The 20,340-nt window shown below is 65.8% G+C and carries 18 protein-coding genes; 4 read left to right on the plus strand and 14 right to left on the minus strand.

Annotated elements, in window-relative coordinates:
• Window positions 1-59: 59 nt before the first annotated feature.
• Together CLG96_RS10010 and CLG96_RS10015 are read right to left on the minus strand one after the other, a co-directional pair.
• Window positions 60-815, minus strand: a complete 756-nt coding sequence (locus CLG96_RS10010) for a TIGR02186 family protein (RefSeq protein WP_107967749.1) — start codon at window positions 813-815, stop codon at window positions 60-62.
• Window positions 812-1,726 carry a sulfite exporter TauE/SafE family protein gene (locus CLG96_RS10015; protein ID WP_107967750.1) on the minus strand — a complete coding sequence of 305 codons (915 nt, stop codon included), beginning with the start codon at window positions 1,724-1,726 and terminating at the stop codon, window positions 812-814. Before CLG96_RS10015 ends, CLG96_RS10010 begins: the two co-directional genes overlap by 4 nt.
• A gap of 113 nt (window positions 1,727-1,839) precedes the next feature.
• On the opposite strand from CLG96_RS10015, the gene CLG96_RS10020 reads away from it, so the two are divergent.
• Together CLG96_RS10020 and CLG96_RS10025 are read left to right on the plus strand one after the other, a co-directional pair.
• Window positions 1,840-2,574 (plus strand): alpha/beta fold hydrolase, encoded by a 735-nt coding sequence (locus CLG96_RS10020; protein ID WP_107967751.1) that lies wholly within the window; start codon window positions 1,840-1,842, stop codon window positions 2,572-2,574.
• The gene (locus CLG96_RS10025) at window positions 2,571-3,305 is read left to right on the plus strand and encodes a tetratricopeptide repeat protein (RefSeq protein ID WP_107967752.1); all 735 of its coding nucleotides are present in this window, start codon (window positions 2,571-2,573) and stop codon (window positions 3,303-3,305) included. Before CLG96_RS10020 ends, CLG96_RS10025 begins: the two co-directional genes overlap by 4 nt.
• A gap of 22 nt (window positions 3,306-3,327) precedes the next feature.
• On the opposite strand, the gene CLG96_RS10030 is transcribed toward CLG96_RS10025, so the two are convergent.
• The 5 genes from CLG96_RS10030 to CLG96_RS10050 are packed head-to-tail and all read right to left on the minus strand — an operon-like array spanning window position 3,328 to window position 10,416.
• Window positions 3,328-5,298 carry an acetyl-CoA carboxylase biotin carboxylase subunit gene (locus CLG96_RS10030; RefSeq protein ID WP_107967753.1) on the minus strand — a complete coding sequence of 657 codons (1,971 nt, stop codon included), beginning with the start codon at window positions 5,296-5,298 and terminating at the stop codon, window positions 3,328-3,330.
• Window positions 5,299-5,301: 3 nt separating this feature from the next.
• Window positions 5,302-6,297, minus strand: a complete 996-nt coding sequence (bioB, locus tag CLG96_RS10035) for a biotin synthase BioB (RefSeq protein ID WP_107967754.1) — start codon at window positions 6,295-6,297, stop codon at window positions 5,302-5,304.
• Window positions 6,294-8,432, minus strand: coding sequence for a methylmalonyl-CoA mutase (scpA, locus tag CLG96_RS10040; protein ID WP_107967755.1), 2,139 nt, complete (start codon window positions 8,430-8,432; stop codon window positions 6,294-6,296). The genes bioB and scpA overlap by 4 nt, the downstream gene beginning before the upstream one ends.
• Window positions 8,419-8,838: a methylmalonyl-CoA epimerase gene (gene mce, locus CLG96_RS10045; RefSeq protein WP_107967756.1), complete on the minus strand. Its 420-nt coding sequence runs from the start codon at window positions 8,836-8,838 to the stop codon at window positions 8,419-8,421. The genes scpA and mce overlap by 14 nt, the downstream gene beginning before the upstream one ends.
• A 45-nt stretch (window positions 8,839-8,883) precedes the next feature.
• Window positions 8,884-10,416, minus strand: a complete 1,533-nt coding sequence (locus tag CLG96_RS10050; protein WP_107967757.1) for an acyl-CoA carboxylase subunit beta — start codon at window positions 10,414-10,416, stop codon at window positions 8,884-8,886.
• A 100-nt stretch (window positions 10,417-10,516) separates the two neighbouring features.
• On the opposite strand from CLG96_RS10050, the gene CLG96_RS10055 reads away from it, so the two are divergent.
• Window positions 10,517-11,929, plus strand: coding sequence for a helix-turn-helix domain-containing protein (locus CLG96_RS10055; RefSeq protein ID WP_107967758.1), 1,413 nt, complete (start codon window positions 10,517-10,519; stop codon window positions 11,927-11,929).
• 276 nt (window positions 11,930-12,205) lie between these two features.
• Here CLG96_RS10055 and CLG96_RS10060 read toward each other — a convergent pair whose 3' ends face one another.
• The 7 genes from CLG96_RS10060 to CLG96_RS10095 all read right to left on the minus strand — a co-directional run bounded on the left by CLG96_RS10060 (window position 12,206) and on the right by CLG96_RS10095 (window position 18,930).
• Window positions 12,206-13,387, minus strand: a complete 1,182-nt coding sequence (locus CLG96_RS10060) for a hypothetical protein (protein WP_207796659.1) — start codon at window positions 13,385-13,387, stop codon at window positions 12,206-12,208.
• Window positions 13,388-13,707: 320 nt separating this feature from the next.
• Entirely contained in the window at window positions 13,708-15,222 is a 1,515-nt protein-coding gene (gene rpoN / locus CLG96_RS10070) for an RNA polymerase factor sigma-54 (protein ID WP_107967760.1), read from the minus strand.
• 91 nt (window positions 15,223-15,313) lie between these two features.
• Window positions 15,314-16,087 (minus strand): LPS export ABC transporter ATP-binding protein, encoded by a 774-nt coding sequence (gene lptB, locus CLG96_RS10075; protein WP_107968070.1) that lies wholly within the window; start codon window positions 16,085-16,087, stop codon window positions 15,314-15,316.
• 106 nt (window positions 16,088-16,193) lie between these two features.
• Complete coding sequence (locus CLG96_RS10080; protein WP_107967761.1) at window positions 16,194-16,733, minus strand: LptA/OstA family protein; 540 nt, start codon at window positions 16,731-16,733, stop codon at window positions 16,194-16,196.
• On the minus strand, window positions 16,730-17,377 hold the full coding sequence (locus CLG96_RS10085; protein ID WP_107967762.1) for an LPS export ABC transporter periplasmic protein LptC: 648 nt from the start codon (window positions 17,375-17,377) through the stop codon (window positions 16,730-16,732). The genes CLG96_RS10080 and CLG96_RS10085 overlap by 4 nt, the downstream gene beginning before the upstream one ends.
• A 23-nt stretch (window positions 17,378-17,400) precedes the next feature.
• On the minus strand, window positions 17,401-18,018 hold the full coding sequence (locus tag CLG96_RS10090) for a ribonuclease D (RefSeq protein WP_107967763.1): 618 nt from the start codon (window positions 18,016-18,018) through the stop codon (window positions 17,401-17,403).
• Between the two features lie 102 nt (window positions 18,019-18,120).
• The gene (locus CLG96_RS10095; protein WP_107967764.1) at window positions 18,121-18,930 is read right to left on the minus strand and encodes a TerC family protein; all 810 of its coding nucleotides are present in this window, start codon (window positions 18,928-18,930) and stop codon (window positions 18,121-18,123) included.
• Window positions 18,931-19,209: 279 nt separating this feature from the next.
• On the opposite strand from CLG96_RS10095, the gene CLG96_RS19325 reads away from it, so the two are divergent.
• The gene (locus tag CLG96_RS19325; protein WP_107967765.1) at window positions 19,210-19,998 is read left to right on the plus strand and encodes a cold-shock protein; all 789 of its coding nucleotides are present in this window, start codon (window positions 19,210-19,212) and stop codon (window positions 19,996-19,998) included.
• Window positions 19,999-20,340 lie beyond the last annotated feature (342 nt).

Genomic DNA, 20,340 nt, shown 5'->3' on the forward strand with positions numbered 1-20,340 from the left:
TCCTATTCCCTCCGCTCCAGGCAGGAGCAGAGGGGGGGCTCTGTGCGTTCAGCCAAAACTCATTTGAGCCGCCGGAAGGCTATTCCCGCGATCCAGCCGAGCAGCAGCGAGATGGCGACCGCTACCAGGCCATAGGTCAGCGACCAGCGTTCCGCCGCTACCGCCACGAAACGCTCGAAGCCCGACTTGTCGATCTCGATCTCGCGCGTGGCGCCCGCCAGCACGCGGCCGTCCTGGATCAGGAAGGTCTCGGCCGTATAGCGGCCCGTCGGCACGCGCGCGGGGATGCTGATCCGCGCGCGATAGAGAACGTCGTCGGTGATCTCCACGCCGGTCGCGCTTTCGCTATAGAGGCCTGAGCGGCGCTTGAGATCGACCAGGCCCGCCTCGAAGCGGCGCTGCTCCTCGGGTGGTGCGCCGCTCGCCGGCGAGAGCTGGATATTGTCGATGCCGAGCTCGTAGATCGCGGCGGTGCGCCTGTCGACGAGCCGCTCGATCGGCCGCGATGCCGCGAGCGCGTAGAAGGACGGAACCGAGCGGAAGCGCGCGCTGCGCACGTTCATCCAGATCCCGGCGACCTTCGCCTTCTCGCGTACCACGACCGGTTCGGCCGGCCCCTTGAGCACGACCGCTATGTCCGCATGCGCGTCGGGCACGCGGCCGCCTGGATAGAGGATCGCGCCGAACAGCAGCAGTTCGGCACCGGTGAAGCTGTAGATGATGTCGATCCGCCGCTGCGACACGTCGGGCACCAGCTTCGGCTTGGCGGCGCTGATCAGCAGCGGCGCGAGGATCAGGAGCAGCAATCGGCTCAAAGCGCCTGCACCGTATAGATCTCGTCCGGCCGCCAGCCGAGGCCCAGCGCCATCCGTCCCGCCACGAGCAGCACGATCAGCGCGAGGATGAGCCGCAGATATTCGGGCCGCACCGTCTGGGCGAAGCGGGCGCCGAACTGCGCGCCGGTGACGCTGCCGATCAGCAGCAGGCAGGCGAGCACTATGTCCACCGCCCGGCTGGTCGTCGCATGGACGAGCGTGGTCGCGGCAGTGACGAACAATATCTGGAACAGCGAGGTGCCGACCACCACGCGGGTGGACATTCCAAGGCCATAGATCATCGCCGGCACCAGCAGGAATCCGCCGCCGACCCCCATCAACACCGTCAGCAGGCCGGTGCTCGCACCGAGCAGCAAGGGGGCGAGGGGGGAGATATAGAGGCCGGAACGATAGAAGCGCCAGCGAAAGGGAAGCGCCGCGACGATGGCGAGATGGCGCCTGGCGCGCGCCTTCACGGGTTCGCCGCTGCGGATCGCGCGCAGGCTCGATGCCGCCTCGCGCGCCATCAATATGCCGATCGATCCCAGCAGCAGCACATAGAGGATGCCGACCACCGTATCGATCTGGCCGCTCTTCTGCAGCGCGCGGAAGGCGAAGCCGCCGGCGAAGGATCCGACCGCGCCGCCCGCGACCAGCACCCAGCCCATGCGGAAATCCACGCCCTGCCGCTGCGTGTGTGCGAGCACGCCCGAAACGCTCGCCCCCGTGATCTGCGTCGCGGCGGAGGCGACCGCGACCGAAGGCGGGATGCCGTAGAAGATCAGCAGCGGCGTGGTGAGGAATCCGCCGCCCACGCCGAACATGCCCGAAAGTACGCCGACAAGCCCGCCCAGCCCGACGATCACGAGCATGTTCACGGACAGGCCGGCGATCGGCAGATAGAGATCCATGGCCCTGGCCTAGAACATGGCGGCGCCGGTTTGAAGCGGCATGGCGTGCATGATGCGCGCCATCGGCTTGGCGATGGAATGACGCAGGCGGCGGGATGGGATAAAGGGCGCCCATGCCGAATTTCCTCGCCCGCCCGGATGGCCTTCGCCTTGCTTATGAACTGGTCGAGGGGGAGGGGCCGACCATCGTCTTCCTGCCCGGCTATGCCTCCGACATGAGCGGCGGCAAGGCGAGCGCGGTCGCCGCCTGGGCCGAGCGTGAGGGCAGGGCGATGCTCCGGCTCGATTATGCCGGTTGCGGCGTCAGCGAAGGCGTCTTTGCCGAAGGTACGATCGACGGGTGGCGCGACGATGCGCTGCTGCTGATCGATCGGCTTACCGCTGGGCCGCTGATCCTCGTCGGCTCGTCCATGGGCGGCTGGCTGATGCTGCTCGTGGCGCTCGCCCGGCCGGATCGGGTGAAGGCGCTGGTCGGAATCGCCGCAGCACCCGACTTCACCGAATGGGGTTTCGACGAGCAGCGGCGCGAAATATTGTCGCGCGACGGCCTGCTGGTCGAGGAAGCGGAGGATGGTGCCCCACCGCAGGTCACGCTGCGGGGTTTCTGGGAGAGCGGGCAGGCCAATCTGCTGCTCGACATCGGCATTCCCTTCGACGGGCCGGTGCGCCTGCTGCACGGCATGGGCGACAGGGTGGTGCCCGTCTCGATCGCGCTCCGGCTCGGCCGGGCGCTCCGTTCAGCCGATGTGCAGACGATCCTCGTCAAAAATGGGGATCATCGTCTTTCGCGCGAGGGCGACATCGCCCTCCTGATCGCCACCGTCGCGCAGCTTATGGAAACGCAATGACGTCCTTGCTCCTCCTCGCCGCTTCCATCGCCACCCTGCCGGGCGGGGACGAGGCGCGATTCAACGCCTGCACCAAGCTCGTCGCGGCCGATCCGAAACAGGCCGCGGCCGAGGCGGATGACTGGCGGCTGCGCAGCGGCGGCGTGCCCGCGCGCCAATGTCTGGGCCTCGCTTATGTCGCGCAGGAGCGCTGGGCGCCGGCTGCGATCGTCTTCGAGCAGGCGGCGCGCGACGCCGAAATCCAGCGCGACGGGCGCGCCGCGCAGCTCTGGGTGCAGGCCGGCAATGCCGCGCTGGCGGGGGACGATCCGGCCAAGGCGCGCGGCTTCCTCGATCGGGGGCTGGCGCTTCCGGTGCTGAACGGGCCGATGCGGGGCGAGGCGCATCTCGATCGCGCCCGTGCCGCCGTGGCGCTTCGCGACATGGCGGGTGCGCGTGCCGATCTCGATCGTGCGCTGGCGCTGGTGCCCGCCGATCCCATGGCCTGGCTGCTGTCCGCGACGCTCGCGCGCCGGCAGAATGATCTGGCGCGCGCGCGCAAGGATATAGACGAAGCCGTCCGCCTCTCGCCGGATGATGGCGCGGTCGCTTTTGAAGCGGGCAATATCGCCGCGCTTGCAGGATCTGCTGAGGCGGCCGAAGTCGCCTGGGCGCAGGCGGTGAAGCTCGCGCCGGACAGCCCCGCGGGCAAGGCCGCCGCAGCCGCGCTCGCGGAAAATAGGAAGCCCTGACGCCCCGTCCTCGGGGCTCGCCTCATTCGAATTCGAGGATCACCGCATCGACGGAGAGGCTGTCGCCGGCGACGGCCTTGACCGCCTTCACCCTGCCCGCCTTTTCGGCGCGCAATATATTCTCCATCTTCATCGCCTCGACCACCGCGAGCGGCTGGCCCGCCTCCACGCTGTCGCCTGCCGCGACATGGATCGTGCTGAGCAGGCCCGGCATCGGGCAGAGCAGGAAGCGCGACAGGTCCGGCGGTCCCTTCTCGATCATGTGCCGCGTGAGATCGGCGATATGCGGCGGCAGGACGCTGAGCTCATGCGAGGCGCCGCGCGTCGTGAAACGCCAGCCGCTGCGCTTGCGCTCGACACGGATTGCGAGCGGCTCGCCATCGATCGTCGCCTCGATCAGCCGCTGGCCAGGCAGATAGGGCGCATCCGCCACGATGGTGCTGCCATCGACCGTCACCGCTTCCGCCTCGATCAGGACATGATGCCGGGCGCCGTCCATGGTGACGATCCATTCGGCCGGGATCGGCCCCGGGCCGTCGAGCCGGCCGTCAATATGCGCCGCGCGCCCGGCATCGATGCTCGCGACGATGCCGGCGACCGCCGCAAGCCGCGCCGTGAGGCCATCGGCCATGGGCGCGCCGGCAAAGCCCTCCGGATATTCCTCGGCGATGAAGCCGGTGGTGAGCCGGCCCTCGCGGAAGCGCGGATGCTGCATCAGTGCGGAGAGGAAATCGACATTATGGCCGATGCCGTCGATCTCGAAACGATCGAGTGCGGCGATCTGCCGGTCGATCGCCGCCTCGCGCGTGTCGCCATGGGTGATGAGCTTGGCGATCATCGGATCATAGAAGATCGAGATGTCCGATCCTTCGGTCACGCCATCGTCGACGCGGATGCCGGGGATCTGCGCAGGCGGGCGATAGCGGACGAGCCGGCCCGTGGAAGGCAGGAAACCGCGATAGGGATCCTCGGCATAGACGCGGCTCTCGATCGCCCATCCGTCCAGCCGGACATCCTCCTGCGTGAAGGCCAGCCTCTCGCCATGCGCGATGCGGATCATCTGCTCCACCAGATCGAGCCCGGTGACATATTCGGTCACGGGATGCTCTACCTGGAGGCGGGTGTTCATCTCCAGAAAGTAGAAGCTGCGATCCCCGCCCGCGATGAATTCCACCGTGCCCGCGCTATGATAGCCGACCGCCCGGGCGAGGCGGACGGCCTGCTCGCCCATTGCCCTGCGCATTTCCGGCGTGACGAAGGGGGAGGGCGCCTCCTCCACCACCTTCTGGTGACGGCGCTGCACCGAACATTCGCGCTCGCCCAGATAGACGATGTTGCCATGCCGGTCGCCGAGCAACTGGATCTCGATATGGCGCGGGGATTCGATGAACTTCTCGATCAGGACGCGGTCGTCGCCGAAGCTGGACAGGCTTTCGCGGCGGACGGATTCGAAGGCCTCGTGGACATCCTTCTCGCCATAGGCCAGCCGCATGCCCTTGCCGCCGCCGCCGGCCGAGGCCTTCATCATTACCGGATAGCCGATTCCGCCCGCGATCTCGGCCGCATGGTCGGTGTCGCGGATCTCGCCGATGAAGCCGGGGACGACCGAGACTCCAGCGGCCTGGGCGAGCCGCTTCGATTCGATCTTGTCGCCCATCGCGGCGATGGCTTGCGGCGGCGGGCCGATGAAGGCGATGCCATTATCCGCCAGCAGCTGCGCGAAGCCCGCCCGTTCCGAAAGGAAGCCATAGCCGGGATGGACGGCATCGGCGCCTGTCTCCTGCGCGGCGAGCAGGATCGCATCCGCCAGCAGATAGGATTCGGATGCGGGCGGCGGCCCGAGCCGCACCTTCTCGTCGGCCAGTTCGACATGCTTGGCGCGCGCGTCCGCATCCGAATAGACGGCGACGGTCCTGATCCCCATGGATCGTGCGGTGCGGATCACGCGACAGGCGATCTCGCCGCGATTGGCGATCAGGACTTTCCTGAACATCCCTTATTCCGCCGCCTCGCGCACGGGCTCGCTGCCCGAATGGAGTGGATGAAGGCCGAGCCGGGCGAATAGCCGCGCATCGGCATCGTCGCCGGCATTGCCCGTGGTCAGCAGCCTGTCGCCGGTGAAGATCGAATTGGCCCCCGCCAGGAAGCAGAGCGCCTGCGTCGAATCCGACATGCTCTCGCGCCCCGCCGAAAGCCGGACGATCGCGTGCGGCATGGTGATGCGCGCGACAGCAACGGTGCGGACGAATTCGATATCGTCGATCCGGGCTTCAGCTACATCCTTCAGCATGTCGCCCAGCACCGTACCGGCGACGGGCACGAGCGCGTTGATCGGCACGCTTTCGGGATGCGCCGGAAGCGTCGCGAGCGCATGGAGGAAGCCGATGCGATCGGCGCGCGTCTCGCCCATGCCGACGATGCCGCCGCAGCAGACGTTGATGCCTGCATTCCTGACCTTTTCCAGCGTGTCGAGCCGATCATCATAGGTCCGCGTGGTGATGACCTCGCCATAATATTCGGGCGAGGTATCGAGATTATGATTATAATAATCGAGCCCCGCCTCGGCGAGCCGGCCGGCCTGATCCTCGCTCAGCATGCCGAGCGTCATGCAGGTTTCGAGGCCCATGGCCTTCACGCCTTCGATCATCGCGACGATCGCATCCATGTCGCGATCCTTGGGCTCGCGCCAGGCGGCACCCATGCAGAAACGGTCCGATCCCTTGGCCCGGGCCTCGCGCGCGGCGGCGAGCACATCATCGACCGCCATCAGCTTCTCGGCCTTCAGCCCGGACGTGGCGAAGGCGGACTGGCTGCAATAGCCGCAATCCTCCGCGCAGCCGCCCGTCTTGATCGACAGCAGCGTGGAAAGCTGGACGGCATTCGGATCATGATGCTGGCGGTGGACCGACTGGGCCCGCCACAGCAGATCGTTGAAGGGAAGATCGAAAAGATCCGCTATCTCCTCGCGGGTCCAGTCGGTGCGAACGGTCATTCTGCTGCCTCGTCTATATCTTTGGGTGGCACATTATGGCCCAGCAACTGGAGGATGGAGGCAGCCGCGTCGAGCAGATTGGTGCCCGGGCCGAAAATGCCCTGCACGCCGGCATCGCGCAGGAACGGATAATCCTGCGCGGGGATCACGCCGCCGGCGACGATCCTGATGTCGGAACGGCCGGCATCGCGCAGATGGGCGATCAATTCGGGGATCAGCGTCCTATGTCCCGCCGCGAGGCTGGAGACGCCGACGATGTCGATATCCGCCCCGATCGCGAGATCGGCGACCTCCTTCGGCGTCTGGAACAGTGGGCCGGCGATCACCTCGAAGCCGAGATCGCCGAAGGCCGAGGAGACGAGGTTCGCGCCGCGATCATGCCCGTCCTGACCCATCTTGGCGACCAGCATGCGGGGTTTGCGGCCCTTGCGGCGCTCGATCGAGGCTATGCCTTCGATGAGGCTGGACCAGCGCGCATCTCCTATATGGGCGCCGCCATAGATTCCGGAGACTGGCGTCGGTTCGGTGCCGTGGCGGCCGAACACATCCTCCATCGCGCCGGATATCTCGCCCAGCGTCGCGCGCCTTCGCGCGGCTTCGATCGCGAGAGCAAGGAGATTCGCCTTGCCGCGCGCGCCTTCGCGCAACGTATCGAGCGCCTTTTGGCAAGCCACCTCGTCGCGCGTCGCCTTCACCTGTTCGATACGGCGGATCTGCGCCTCGCGCACGGCGACATTGTCCACGTCGAGAATGTCGATCGCATCCTCGTCGGTGAGCTTATATTTGTTGACGCCAACGATCACGTCCTCGCCCCGGTCGACCCGTGCGGCGCGGGCGGCAGACGCTTCCTCAATCATTGCTTTGGGCCAGCCGGCCGCGACCGCCTTCGCCATGCCGCCCTCGGTCTCGATGCGCTCGATGATCTCCCAGGCCTTATCGTAAAGCTCCTGCGTCAGCGCCTCGACATAATAAGAGCCGCCCAGGGGATCGACGACCTTGGTGATCCCGGTTTCTTCCTGCAGCACGATCTGGGTGTTGCGCGCGATGCGGGCGGAAAAGTCGGTGGGAAGCGCGATTGCCTCGTCCAGCGCGTTGGTATGCAGGCTCTGCGTGCCGCCCAGCGCCGCCGCCATCGCCTCGACGGTCGTGCGGATGACATTGTTGTACGGATCCTGCTCGGTCAGCGACACGCCCGACGTCTGGCAATGGGTGCGCAGCATCTTGGAGCGCTCGTCCTTGGCGCCGAGATCGGTCATCACCCGGTGCCACAGCTTGCGCGCGGCGCGGAGCTTGGCGACTTCCATGAAGAAGTTCATGCCGATCGCGAAGAAGAAGCTGAGACGACCGGCGAACTTGTCCAGATCGAGCCCGGTCGCCATCGCGGCGCGGGCATATTCCTTGCCGTCGGCGATGGTGAAGGCCAGTTCCTGAAGCTGCGTCGCCCCCGCCTCCTGCATATGATAGCCGGAGATCGAGATGCTGTTGAACTTGGGCATGTGGGCCGAGGTGTGGCCGATGATGTCCGAGACGATCCGCATCGAGGATTCGGGCGGATAGATATAGGTGTTACGGACCATGAACTCCTTGAGGATGTCGTTCTGGATGGTCCCGTCGAGCAGGGATTGATCTACGCCCTGTTCCTCCGCCGCGACGATGAAGAAGGCGAGGATCGGGATCACCGCCCCGTTCATCGTCATCGACACCGACATCCGATCGAGCGGGATACCGTCGAACAGGATCTTCATGTCCTCGACCGTGTCGATCGCGACGCCCGCCTTGCCGACATCGCCGGTCACGCGCGGATGATCGGAATCATAGCCGCGATGCGTCGCCAGATCGAAGGCGACCGAAAGGCCTTTTTGTCCGGCGGCGAGGTTGCGGTGGTAGAAGGCGTTCGACTCCTCGGCCGTCGAGAAGCCGGCATATTGGCGGATCGTCCAGGGCCGCCCGGCATACATGGACGCGCGCACGCCACGCGTGAAGGGTGCGAAGCCCGGCAGGCCAGGATCGATGTCGGCCACGTCCTCCGCTGTATAGAGCGGCTTGACGGCTATGCCCTCGGGTGTTTGCCGGATAAGGTTGCGTCCCTTGACCTCCTTGTCGGCGGCCTTCTTCCAGTCTTCAATGCTCGCCAAGGGGCGTCTCCATTAGTTCGACTAGTACGCCGCCCATATCCTTGGGATGGACGAAGATGACGGGCGTGCCGTGCGCGCCGATGCGTGGCTCGCCAAGCACCTTTGCGCCCTTGGCTTTCATGTCCGCCGCGGCCGCATGGATGTCGGGCACCTCGAAGCAGAGATGATGTTGGCCGCCCGCCGGATTTCTGGCGAGGAAGCCATGGATCGGGCTGTTCTCGCCATAGGGTTCGATCAGTTCGATCTGGCTGTTCGGCGTATCGACGAAGCAGATACGCACGCCCTGCGGCGGCAGATCGAACGGCTCGTGAATCTTCGTCGCGCCGAGCAGGTCGCGGTAGAGCGCGATCGACGCCTCGATCGAGGGGGTGGCGATGCCGACATGATTGAGACGGCCGATCGTCATCGTCTTATCCTCTCCCTTCGTTTCTCTCCCACTGGCCGGAGCTCGTCAAAGGGGAATATTCCCGTGTTTTTTCCATGGATTTTCGAGCTGCTTATTGCGTAGCTTGCGCAAGCCCAGCGCGATCCGCCGGCGCGTGTCGCGCGGCATGATCACGTCATCGATGAAGCCCTTGGAGGCCGCCACGAAGGGGTTGGCGAAGCGTTCCTCATATTCGGCGGTGCGCTGCGTGATCTTCTCCGGATCGCCCATATCCTTGCGGAAGATGATCTCCACCGCGCCCCGGGCGCCCATCACCGCGATCTCGGCAGTAGGCCAGGCATAGTTGAAATCACCGCGCAGATGCTTGGAGCTCATCACGTCATAGGCGCCGCCATAGGCCTTGCGCGTGATGATGGTGATCTTGGGCACGGTCGCCTCGGCATAGGCGAAGAGCAGCTTCGCGCCATGCTTGATGATGCCATTATGCTCCTGCGCGGTGCCCGGCAGGAAGCCGGGCACGTCGACGAAAGTGACGATCGGAATGTCGAAGGCATCGCAGAAGCGGACGAAGCGGCCGGCCTTCCTGGCTGAATTGATGTCGAGCACACCCGCCAGCACCAGCGGCTGATTGGCGACGATGCCCACGGGGCGCCCCTCGATCCGGCCGAAGCCAGTGAGTATATTGGCGGCGTGCGTCGGCTGCGTCTCGAAGAAATCGCCCTCGTCGACGACCTTCCGGATGAGCTCCTTCATGTCATAGGGCCGGTTCGCGCTGTCGGGGATCAGCGTGTCGAGGCTGGGCTCCTGCCGATCCCAGGGATCGCTGGTTGGGCGCACGGGCAGATCGTGCCGGTTGGACAAGGGCAAAAAGTCCACGAAGTCGCGGGCGCCGAGCAGCGCTTCGATATCATTTTCGAAGGCTAGATCGGCGACCCCCGACTTCGTGGCATGCGCCACCGCCCCGCCGAGTTCCTCTTGTGAGACCATTTCATTGGTGACGGTCTTCACCACGTCGGGGCCGGTGACGAACATGTAGGATGAGTCCTTCACCATGAAGATGAAGTCGGTCATCGCAGGGCTGTAGACCGCGCCGCCGGCGCAGGGGCCCATGATGAGGCTGATCTGCGGGACGACGCCGGAGGCGAGCACGTTGCGCTGGAACACCTCGGCATAGCCGCCGAGGCTGGCGACGCCTTCCTGGATGCGCGCGCCGCCGCTGTCGTTGAGGCCGATCACGGGCGCGCCCACCTTCAGCGCCATGTCCATGATCTTGCAGATCTTCTGTGCGTGCCGTTCGGACAGTGATCCGCCGAAGACGGTGAAATCCTGGCTGAAGACGAAGACGAGGCGGCCGTTGATCATGCCCGATCCGGTGACGACCCCGTCGCCGGGGATCTTCTGATCCGCCATGCCGAAATCGACGCAATTATGCTCGACATAGGCGTCGATCTCCTCGAACGAGCCGGGATCGAGCAGAACGTCCAGCCGTTCGCGCGCCGTAAGCCGGCCCTTGCGGTGCTGCGCGTCGATCCGCGCCTGGCCGCCGCCGAGCCTTGCCTGCGCCTGCTTTTCTTCCAGCTTCCGCAATATGGCCAGCATATGCCCTCGCCCGTCGAGACTTACGAAAACTCCCCCTTCCAAGCCTTGGCGAAGAGTGCAAATGTGAATTTGCGAAATTGTGAAGGGTAAGTTTGCAAATATGGGCAGGCACAGGCTGTTCGCGGGCGCGGAGCTGAGGGCGCTGCGGCGCCGCGTCGGGCTGGGGCAGGCGGCGATGGCGGTACGGCTCGGTCTGTCGGTGAGCTATCTTTCGCAGCTCGAAAATGACGACCGGCCGATAACGGCGGCGGTGTCGGAGGCGCTGGCGCGGACCTTCCCGCTCGACTGGAGCGCGGAGCAGGTCGATGCGGGCGCGCTCCGGCTGGCGGCGATGCGCGAGGTGATGGCCGATCCGCTGTTCGCCGATCTCGACTTTCCCGAGGGACTGCACCGCGCGGTCGAGCAGCAGCCAGGGCTCGCGGACCGTTTCATCCGCCTCCATGCCGCCTATCGCCAGGCGGAGGAGCGGCGGCAGATCGCCGATGACGCGATCGCCAGCGACGTACCCGGCGGCGGACGGCTGCCCTGGGAAGAGGTGCGCGACTGGTTCCACCAAGCCGGCAATTATGCCGGTCCGCTCGACGAGGCGGCGGAAGCGCTCGCCGCCGAGCTGGGCGCGGAGCCGCTTTCCGAGGCGCTGATCGAAGGGCGGCTCAAGATGGTGCATGGCGTGGACACTGTCTCGGCGGGCGAGGAGGCGGGCAGCCCGCCGCTCCGGCGCTTCGACCGGGCGCGGGGCCTGCTGACGCTCGATCGGGCGATGCCGGCGGAGACGCGGCGCTTCTTCCTAGCGCATCAACTGGCGCTGCTCGAATTCGCCGATGCGATCGCAGGTGTGACGGCGGGAGCGGATCTGCGCTCGGCCGAGGCGCGGAGGCTGCTCTCGGTGGGCCTCGCCAACTATGCGGCGGGCGCGCTCCTGATGCCCTATGGCCGGTTTCGCGAGATGGCGCGGATGCTGCGCCACGATATCGACCGGCTGCGCCGGCGCTTCGGGGTGAGCTTCGAGCAGGCCTGCCACCGGCTTTCGACACTGCAGCGGGCGGGGCAGCGCGGCATCCCCTTCTTCTTTTGCCGGGTCGACATGGCGGGCAACATCACCAAGCGCCATTCGGCGACGCGGCTGCAATTCGCCCGCTTCGGCGGCGCCTGTCCGTTATGGATCGTGCATGAGGCGGTGGCGATCCCCGACCGCATCCTCGTCCAGCTCGCCGAGACGCCGGACGGGGTGCGTTATGTGCAGATGGCCAAGGGGCTGGTTAAGCCCTCCGGCAGCTATGCGCGCGCGCCGCGCCGCTATGCGGTGGCGCTCGGCTGCGAGGTCGAGCAGGCGCGCGACTTCATCTATGCCGACGGGCTCGATGTGGCGAATGCGTCCGCTGCGACGCCGATCGGCATTTCCTGCCGCCTCTGCCCGCGTGCCGATTGCGACCAGCGCGCTTTTCCGCCCGCCGACCGTGCCATTGCGATCGATCCTGACTTGCGCGACGTGGTGCCATATCGCGTGTTATGACTGCATGACGCGTCCGATGGCGCGAAAGGTCACAGAAAGTCATGCCAATGAAGAGTGAGAAAGAGCTTCGCCGAGGGCCGGACGAAGCCGGTCTCTGAAGGAATGATGACAGATCGAGGCGGTGTAGGAAAACGACGCCCGCTTATCGTCTGAGGCGAAATACGGTTCTTGGCGGGCGTTCCACGGAGGGCCATGGCGAAGTCTGTCGCTGGCAAGGTGCGTGGAGCGCCTTTGACAAGACCGGGTGTAAGATCCAGCAGCGGCCTGTGCAGATTGTCATTCTGGCGAATGAATCCCCGAATTTTTGAGACGGTCGGACGGCGGGTTTGTCCTCCGCCCGGTCGCCGATGCGATGAGCCTGGCGCCGCAGCCGATGGCGCCGGCATAGGGGCCGAAGGCGGCGCGCACGGCGGCGGCCTGTTCCTTGGCCAAAGCGGGGTGATTTGCCACCGCGCGGTCGATCGCTGCCATGAGGTCGGCCAGATCGTCGACGACTTCGCCGAGCTGCCATCCGGCATAGCGGGGATCGCCCCTCCAGGACACTTTGTGTGTGTTGAGGAACACGGCGGGCCGTGGCCGTGCGAGAAACTCGTAGAGCTGGCTCGACATGTCACCGAGATAGATGTCGGCGGCGGCGATATAGCTCATGTCGAGCAGGCGGGGGGAATGCAGGTCGATCAGGATATGGTCCTTTTCCGCCAATGCATTCCAGCTTTCGATCTCCTCCGCCGTCATGTCTTCGGACAGGCGGATATGCGGGGCGAAGATGAGGTTGTAGCGGTCCTGCCGGCTGAAAAGCGCGAGCACGGCGCGTGCCATCGGCCAGGAGGACAGGGCAGGATCGAAATGCGGATTATAGATGATGACGGGCCGATCATTGTCGAAATAGCGATGCGGCGAGGCGGAGATTTTGCTCAGGAAATCGAGCTTCACATAGCCGCAGCGGCCGAGACGCGCCGGATCGACATGCTGCACCTCGACCGCGCGGGCCAGATCCTTCTCGCCGGGCACCACGATGAGGTCGAACGCCTTGAGCCGCGCCTCGGAATGCGGCGCGCGATCGCCCGCGCCATGGCGGAAATGGATCATCAGCTTGTGGCGCAGTCCTATGAAGCGCAGCGCGGCGGAGGTGCGCTCGGGCGTGACGATTGCTTGCACATGCGCGAGGTGCGGCGCGAGCCTGAGCAGAAGGGGGCCCTTCAGCAGCGAATGATGCCGGAAGATCCGTGCCAGCGCCGCCGCCCAGCGCGGCGTGGCGATGCGGGTCAGCCGCATGGCGCGGGCGTTCATCACCGTCTTGACCCGGAGGAGGGCGGCGCCCGTCTCCTCGTCCGGGAAGAAGCAGTTGATCAGGGTATCCGGCAGCAGCCGGCTGAGTTCCGCTGCGACCGGCGCCAGATGGAAGACCTGATGTGCGCCGCCAATGAAGAGGAAGGCGATCTCGGTATCGGCGGCCATAGCGGATGCAAGCTGCGACTGGCGAAGGCGGAAGCGGGCCCTGTCTCGATGTCCGGGCGCTATGTGGGCACGCAGCTTCCCGATCGCCACCCCTTATCTCCCTTGCGCGGGGGCGTGCCGGCCCAGCCGGCGCTCTTGGAGGATATTCTGCTTATCTTTGCGCAGGATAGGGCGGCGGATATGCCCGGCCGGGATTTCCCCTTGGGGCGAGGATTCTAGAACATGTGATTAGACGTAATCACATGTTCTAATTCTTCTTTGTTTCCCCGTATTTTCCGAGTCGTCAGGCGTTTCCGCCTGACTTGAAAATGCTCTCGGATTCAGCCGCCGAGCGCTTTTTGGCGGCGGCGCTGGACGGAGGAGCCGAGGCCGATCGCCTCGCGATATTTTGCGACGGTGCGGCGCGCGATGTCGAAGCCCTTGGCCTTGAGCAGCTCGACCAGCCTGTCGTCGGATAAAATATCCTTGGGGCTTTCGGCCGCGATCAGCCGGGCGATATGGCTCTTCACCGCCTCGGCCGACGCGGCCTCGCCGCCGTCCGCCGTCTGGATGCCGCTGGTGAAGAAATATTTGAGCTCGAACAGACCGCGCTCGCAGGCGAGATATTTGTTGGAAGTAACGCGGCTGACGGTCGATTCATGCATGCCGATCGCATCCGCCACCGCCTTCAGCGTCATCGGCTTCAGATGCTCGACGCCATGGGCGAAGAAGGCCTCCTGCTGCTTCACCAGCTCGGTCGCGACCTTGATTATGGTGCGCGCGCGCTGGTCGAGCGCCTTCACCAGCCAATTGGCGCTGGCGAGGCAATCGGACAGCCAGGCCTTGCCCGCGCGATCCTGCTGGCCGGCCGAAAGCTCAACATAATAGCTTTGGTTGACAAGCAGGCGGGGGAGCGTCGTGCCGTTCAGCTCCACGGACCAGCCGGTCCGCGTCCGCGCGACGAAGATGTCGGGCGACACGGCCTGGATGCGCTCGCCGCCGAAACGCAGGCCGGGCTTGGGATCATAGCCGCGCAGCTCGCGGATCATATCCACGAAATCCTCCTCGTCCACGCCGCACATCCGACGGAGCTGAGGCAGCGCGCCGCGCGCGAGCAGATCGAGATTGTCGATCAGCCGCGCCATGCAGGGATCGTAGCGATCCGCCTCCTTCGCCTGCAGCGCGAGGCATTCGGCGAGGCTGCGCGCGCCGACGCCGGTGGGGTCGAAATTCTGGATGATGGCGAGCAGCCGTTCGACATGATGGAGCGGCGTTTCAAGCCGTTGTGCGATCTCGGTGAGCGGCGCTTCGAGATAGCCCGCCTCGTCGATCTGGTCGATGATATAGGTAGCGATCAGGAGGTCGCGCCCGGACAGGACGGCGCCCGCCTGGGCGGTAAGATGATCGTGGAGCGACAGATCGGCCGCCGCGATCGATTCGAAATCGGGGCCGTCCTCCGGGGCCGCGCCGGCATTGCCGCCGTCCAGGCCGAGCCCGCCATCGGGCGCCCGGCCGCTGTCGGCGAGGCTGTCATGATGGAAGGTCTCGGCATCATAATCGACGTCGAGCGGGGCATCGGCATCCGCATCGCCCGCAGCGATCAGGCGATCGGCGGTGACGGGCTCGTCGGCGAAGTCGGCATCGCCTTCCTGCATATCGGCCATGTCGGGCGGCGGATCGGCGGGATCGCGATCTTCGCCGCCCGCCTCGAGCAGCGGATTCTTCTCCAGCTCCTCGGCGATATAGGCCTCGATCTCGAGATTGGAGAGCGCCAGCAGCTTGATCGCCTGCTGGAGCTGCGGCGTCATCACCAGCGACTGGCTCTGGCGCAGGTCGAGGCGGGGGGCGAGCGACATGGCCTAGCCCCTTTCGCATGCCTCCGCCCGGCGGCGGATGCGCCTCGACAGGATCAGCGCGGACGGAAGGAGGGCGCTGTCCCGCATCGGATCAGAGCGAGAAGCCCTCGCCCAGATAGAGGCGGCGGACATTCTCGTCGGCGACGAGCGCCTCGGGGCTGCCCTGGAACAGCACCTTGCCGTCATAGATGATGCAGGCGCGATCGACGATGTCGAGCGTCTCGCGGACATTATGGTCGGTGATGAGCACACCGATGTCGCGGCGCTTGAGGTCCTTCACCAGATCGCGAATGTCGGCGATCGAAATGGGATCGATGCCGGCGAAGGGCTCGTCGAGCAGCATGATCGAGGGATTGGCGGCCAGCGCCCGCGCAATCTCGCAGCGCCGCCGCTCGCCGCCCGACAGCGCCATGGCGGGCGAATCGCGCAGGCGATCGAGATGGAATTCGCCGAGCAGCTCGTCGAGCCGCTCGCGCCGGACCTTATGGTCGGGTTCGGCCATTTCGAGCACGGCCATGATATTCTGCGCGACGGTCAGCCCGCGGAAGATCGAAGTTTCCTGCGGCAGATAGCCGAGGCCGAGGATCGCGCGGCGATACATTGGCAGGCCGGTGATATCGTCGCCATCGAGCAGGATGCGGCCGGCATCGGGCTTGGCGAGGCCCATCACCGAATAGAAGCAGGTCGTCTTGCCCGCGCCATTGGGGCCGAGCAGGCCCACCACCTCTCCGCGCGCCACGTCCAGCGACACGTCCGACAGCACCTGGCGCTTGTCATAGGCCTTGGCGATCGAGACGATCGAAAGGCCCCGGATCGCGCCGTCCGTGACACGGCGGGGATGCTTGAGAAGGGCGGTGTCGTTCATTGGCTCCTCGCGGCCTGCCGGTTGGCAGGGTTCGTGCATGCCTGTCTATCGTCATTCCCGCCGAAGCTGGAATCCCTTTCTTGCCGTCCGGAGGGACGGGTCCGGGTCAGTTGCGCTGGGGAACGGTGAAGCGGCCCGTCACACGCCCGCCGCTGCTGCTCGTGCCGCCGGCACCCACCGTGCTGCCGTCCACGGTCGCGCGGCCGGTGGTGAGATTGATCACCAGCCGGCCGCCACGCACTTCCTGCGGCCCGCGCGTCAGCACGACATTGCCGATCATCGTGATCAGGCGGCGGTTGAGATCGTAAATGGCGAAATTGCCGCGCGCCGTTTCCGAAGGGCTGCGCACCGTGACCCCGCCGCTCGCGTCGAGTCGCTGGATCTGGGTGCCGCCGGCACGGCTATAGGCGACGGTCAGGCGCTGCGCCGTCATGGTGAGGTCCGCCTGGCGGACCTGCACATTGCCGGACAATATGGCCCGGTCGGCGCGGTCCTGCAGCTCGATCCGGTCGGCGGCGACGTCGACGGGCGCATTGCTGTTATGCCCCCTCAATGCCGAGACGGCATCTTGCGCGACGGCCGGCGCAGCGAATGGTGCGCCGAGGCAGAGGAGCAAGGGCAGCAGGGCGAACGGCGAGCGGTTCATCGCGCCCCTCTGGACTGGCCTTGCACGATATGCAAGCGCGCGCGCCCGTCGAGAATTACGATGCGGTTGTTGAGATCGGCGCGGAGCTGGTTGGCGCTGAAGGTACCGAGCGGCATCCGGCCGTCCACCGCGCCACTGCTGGTGACGCGGCGGCTTTTGAGATCGACCGTCACGTCGCGCGTTTCCACATGATATCCGTCGGGCCCGTTGAACAGCACGGGGCCATCGACCGCCACCCGCTCGCTCGACATGTCGTAACGGCCCTTGGGCGCGTTGATCGTGGCGGGGCCGTCGGCGAGCGCGATCTGCGCGGACAGCGTGTCGAGACGCACCACCGGATCGCGCGACGTGACCTGCACGGCGGAGGCGGCGCTGAGCTGGAAGGGCTGGCCCTTGGCATCCTCGCCGCGATAGACAGCGCGCGACACGCGCATGCGTTCGCGCGCCACCTCCACCCGATCCTTGGCGAGGACGAAGCTGATGTCCCGGCCCATGGTGAGCGGCGCCAATGCGAGCACGGTCGCAAGCCCCGCGATCGACAGCGGTAGCAGGATGCGCACCGTGCGGATCACGCGATCATGGCTGCTGCCCGCGGCGGCCCAAAGCTGTCGTCTGGTGCGTACCTTGTCGGCGAGTTCCGACATGCTCCTCTCCGTGCGCCCCCGGATTATACGTGGGCGAAAATGTCGATTTCCGGCCAGCCCGCAAGATCGAGCTCGGCGCGTGCCGGCAGGAAATCGAAGCAGGCTTGCGCCAGTTCCATGCGGCCCTCGCGGATCAGCCTTTCGTCGAGCTTTTCCTTCATCGCGTGCAGATAGCGCACGTCCGAGGCGGCATATTCCTTCTGCGCGTCGGAAAGCTCGGGCGCGCCCCAGTCGGAGGATTGCTGCTGTTTGGAGATTTCCTGGCCGAGCAGCTCGCGTACGAGCTCTTTCAGCCCGTGCCGGTCCGTATAGGTGCGGATCAGGCGCGAGGCCGTCTTGGTGCAATAGACCGGGGCCGCGACGACGCCCATATAATGGCGGATCGCGGCGAGATCGAACCGCGCGAAATGATAGAGTTTGAGCCGGGCGGGATCGGCCAGAACGGCGCGAAGATTGGGCGCGGCATAGTCGCTGCCGGGGCGGAAGCGGATGAGGTGCTCGTCGCCCAGCCCGTCGGAAATCTGGACGACGCACAGCCGGTCGCGCGGCGTGATGAGCCCCATGGTTTCGGTATCGACGGCGACGGGGCCGGGGGCGAGGATGCCGGCCGGCAGATCTTCTTCATGCAGATGGACAGTCATCCGATCCGCATAGGCGCGCAGCGCTTAACGCTCAATGGCTGGCAGGTGGGGAATTTCGTCCCGCCGCCGGGGCGGGCGCGCCTCCGCTCGGGTGCCGGCCGTTCAGGCCTCGGGCGACCGCGTCCGGGCGAGAAGCGCCGCTTCCTTCCGTGCCCTGGTGCGCCGAGACCAGATGTTGAGGCTCTCGACTCCCGCCGAAAAACCCATCGCCGCATAGATATAGCCCTTCGGGATATGCGCCCCGAAGCTTTCCGCGATCAGCACCATGCCGATCATCAGCAGGAAGCCGAGCGCGAGCATCACCACGGAAGGATTGTGGTGGATGAAATCGGCGAGCGGATCGGCGGCGAGCAGCATCACCATGACCGCCACGATCACCGCCACCACCATCACCGGCAGATGATCGGTCATGCCGACCGCCGTCAGGATCGAATCGATCGAGAAGACGAGATCGAGCAGGATGATCTGCACGATCGCGGCGCCGAATCCGAGCGCCGCTTTCGCGCCGAGCCCCTCGTGGGCGGGATCGACATCCACCGTCTGGTGAATCTCCCTGGTTGCTTTCCACACCAGGAAGAGGCCGCCCGCGAAGAGGATCAGGTCGCGCCAGGAAAACATCGTCTCGAAGCTCGGCTCGCCATGGCTGTCGGGTGGCCCGACGATTCCAAGATTGAAGACGGGCGCCGTCAGCCCGACGATCCAGGCGATCATGGAGAGCAGGACGAGGCGCATCGCCAGCGCAAGGCCGATGCCCAGGCGACGCGCCTTCTGCCGCTGATGCAGCGGCAGCTTGTTCGAGAGGATCGAGACGAAGACGAGATTGTCGATGCCCAGCACCACCTCCATCACGATGAGCGTGACGAGCGCCGCCCAGACGGCGGGATCCAGAAAGAGGGCGAGGATGTCAGCCATGATGTCCCCTGTCGTTTCGGTTCCGGAGGCCCTTGCCGCGTCGAAACCGTAAATCACCCACTCTTTCCCGATCGGGCGATGAGCAAGCTTCGTGGCGTCAAGGATACGCTTGACGCACAATAAAAACATCTTGTGGCAAAAGCACTCGCAGCCATTCGCTTTTTCGTTTACACGCATCCACTGGCGCGACTTGGCTTGCGCGCTGAAGGATTCGCGCGCTGCGCCCGGCGTGAGGAGCTTTCGACGAGTCGGGGCGATATTCGGGAAGATTTGGAAGGCATGAGTTTCGATAGAGGGCGGCGCGGTCAGCGCGGCAGGGACAAGCGCGACAGCTTCGGCGACGATAACTACGGCGGCTTCAGCGGCGGCGGTGGTTACGGCGGCGGCTATGGCGGTGGCGGTGGCGGCTATGGTGGCGGCGATCGTTTCGGCGGTGGCGGCTATGGCGGTGGTGATCGCTTTGGTGGCGGCGGCGATCGCTTCGGCGGCGGCGGCTATGGCGGCGGCGGCGGTGGTTTCCGCGGCGGCGGTGGCGGCGGCGGTCGCGGAATGCCCGCCCAGGTCATCGGCGAGGGCAAGGGCGTCGTCAAATTCTTCAATGCGCAGAAGGGCTTCGGCTTCATCGTTCGTGATGATGGCGGCGAGGATGTGTTCGTCCACATCTCTGCGGTCGAACAGGCGGGCCTGACCGGCCTGGCTGACGGCCAGCCGCTGGCATTCACGCTCGTCGATCGCGGCGGCCGCATTTCGGCGACCGACCTCAAGATCGAGGGTGAGCCGCTGCCGGTGGAAGAGCGTGCTCCGCGCGATGCCGCCGCTGCCGGCGGCGGTCGTGGCCCGCAGCGCCAGCTCACCGGCGAGAAGGCCACCGGCACGGTGAAGTTCTTCAACGCCATGAAGGGCTTCGGCTTCATCCAGCGTGATGATGGCCAGCCGGACGCGTTCGTCCACATCTCCGCCGTCGAGCGTGCGGGGATGACGAACCTGAACGAGGGCGACCGGCTCGAGTTCGAGCTCGAGGTCGATCGTCGCGGCAAATATGCGGCGGTGAACCTCAGCGGGATCTGACGAAAGTCACTTCTCCGGGACAAAGGGCCCGGTCCGTCACATGGCGGGCCGGGCCTTTTTCTTTGGCGGGATGGAGGCGAGGGCTTCCGGCCACTCCGTTGCCCCGGCGTATGAGCATCGTCGCGCTGAACTTGTTTCAGGGTCCACCCTCCAACCCACGCGACGGTGCGGATGAGGCATGGATGCCGAAACAAGTTCGGCATGACGGAAGCAATTGTGCGACGGGCTGCACAATTGCTTTGCCTGCCGCTTTGCCTGCGCAGGGATGACGATCAGGGCCGGGCGACGGGTGGTTGTTCCGCCGGTCCGGCCCATTATGGTCGGGCCAGCAAAGTTCCAAGG

This window comes from Sphingomonas oleivorans, from assembly GCF_003050615.1.
In the GTDB taxonomy this organism is placed as follows: Bacteria; Pseudomonadota; Alphaproteobacteria; order Sphingomonadales; family Sphingomonadaceae; genus Sphingomonas_H; species Sphingomonas_H oleivorans.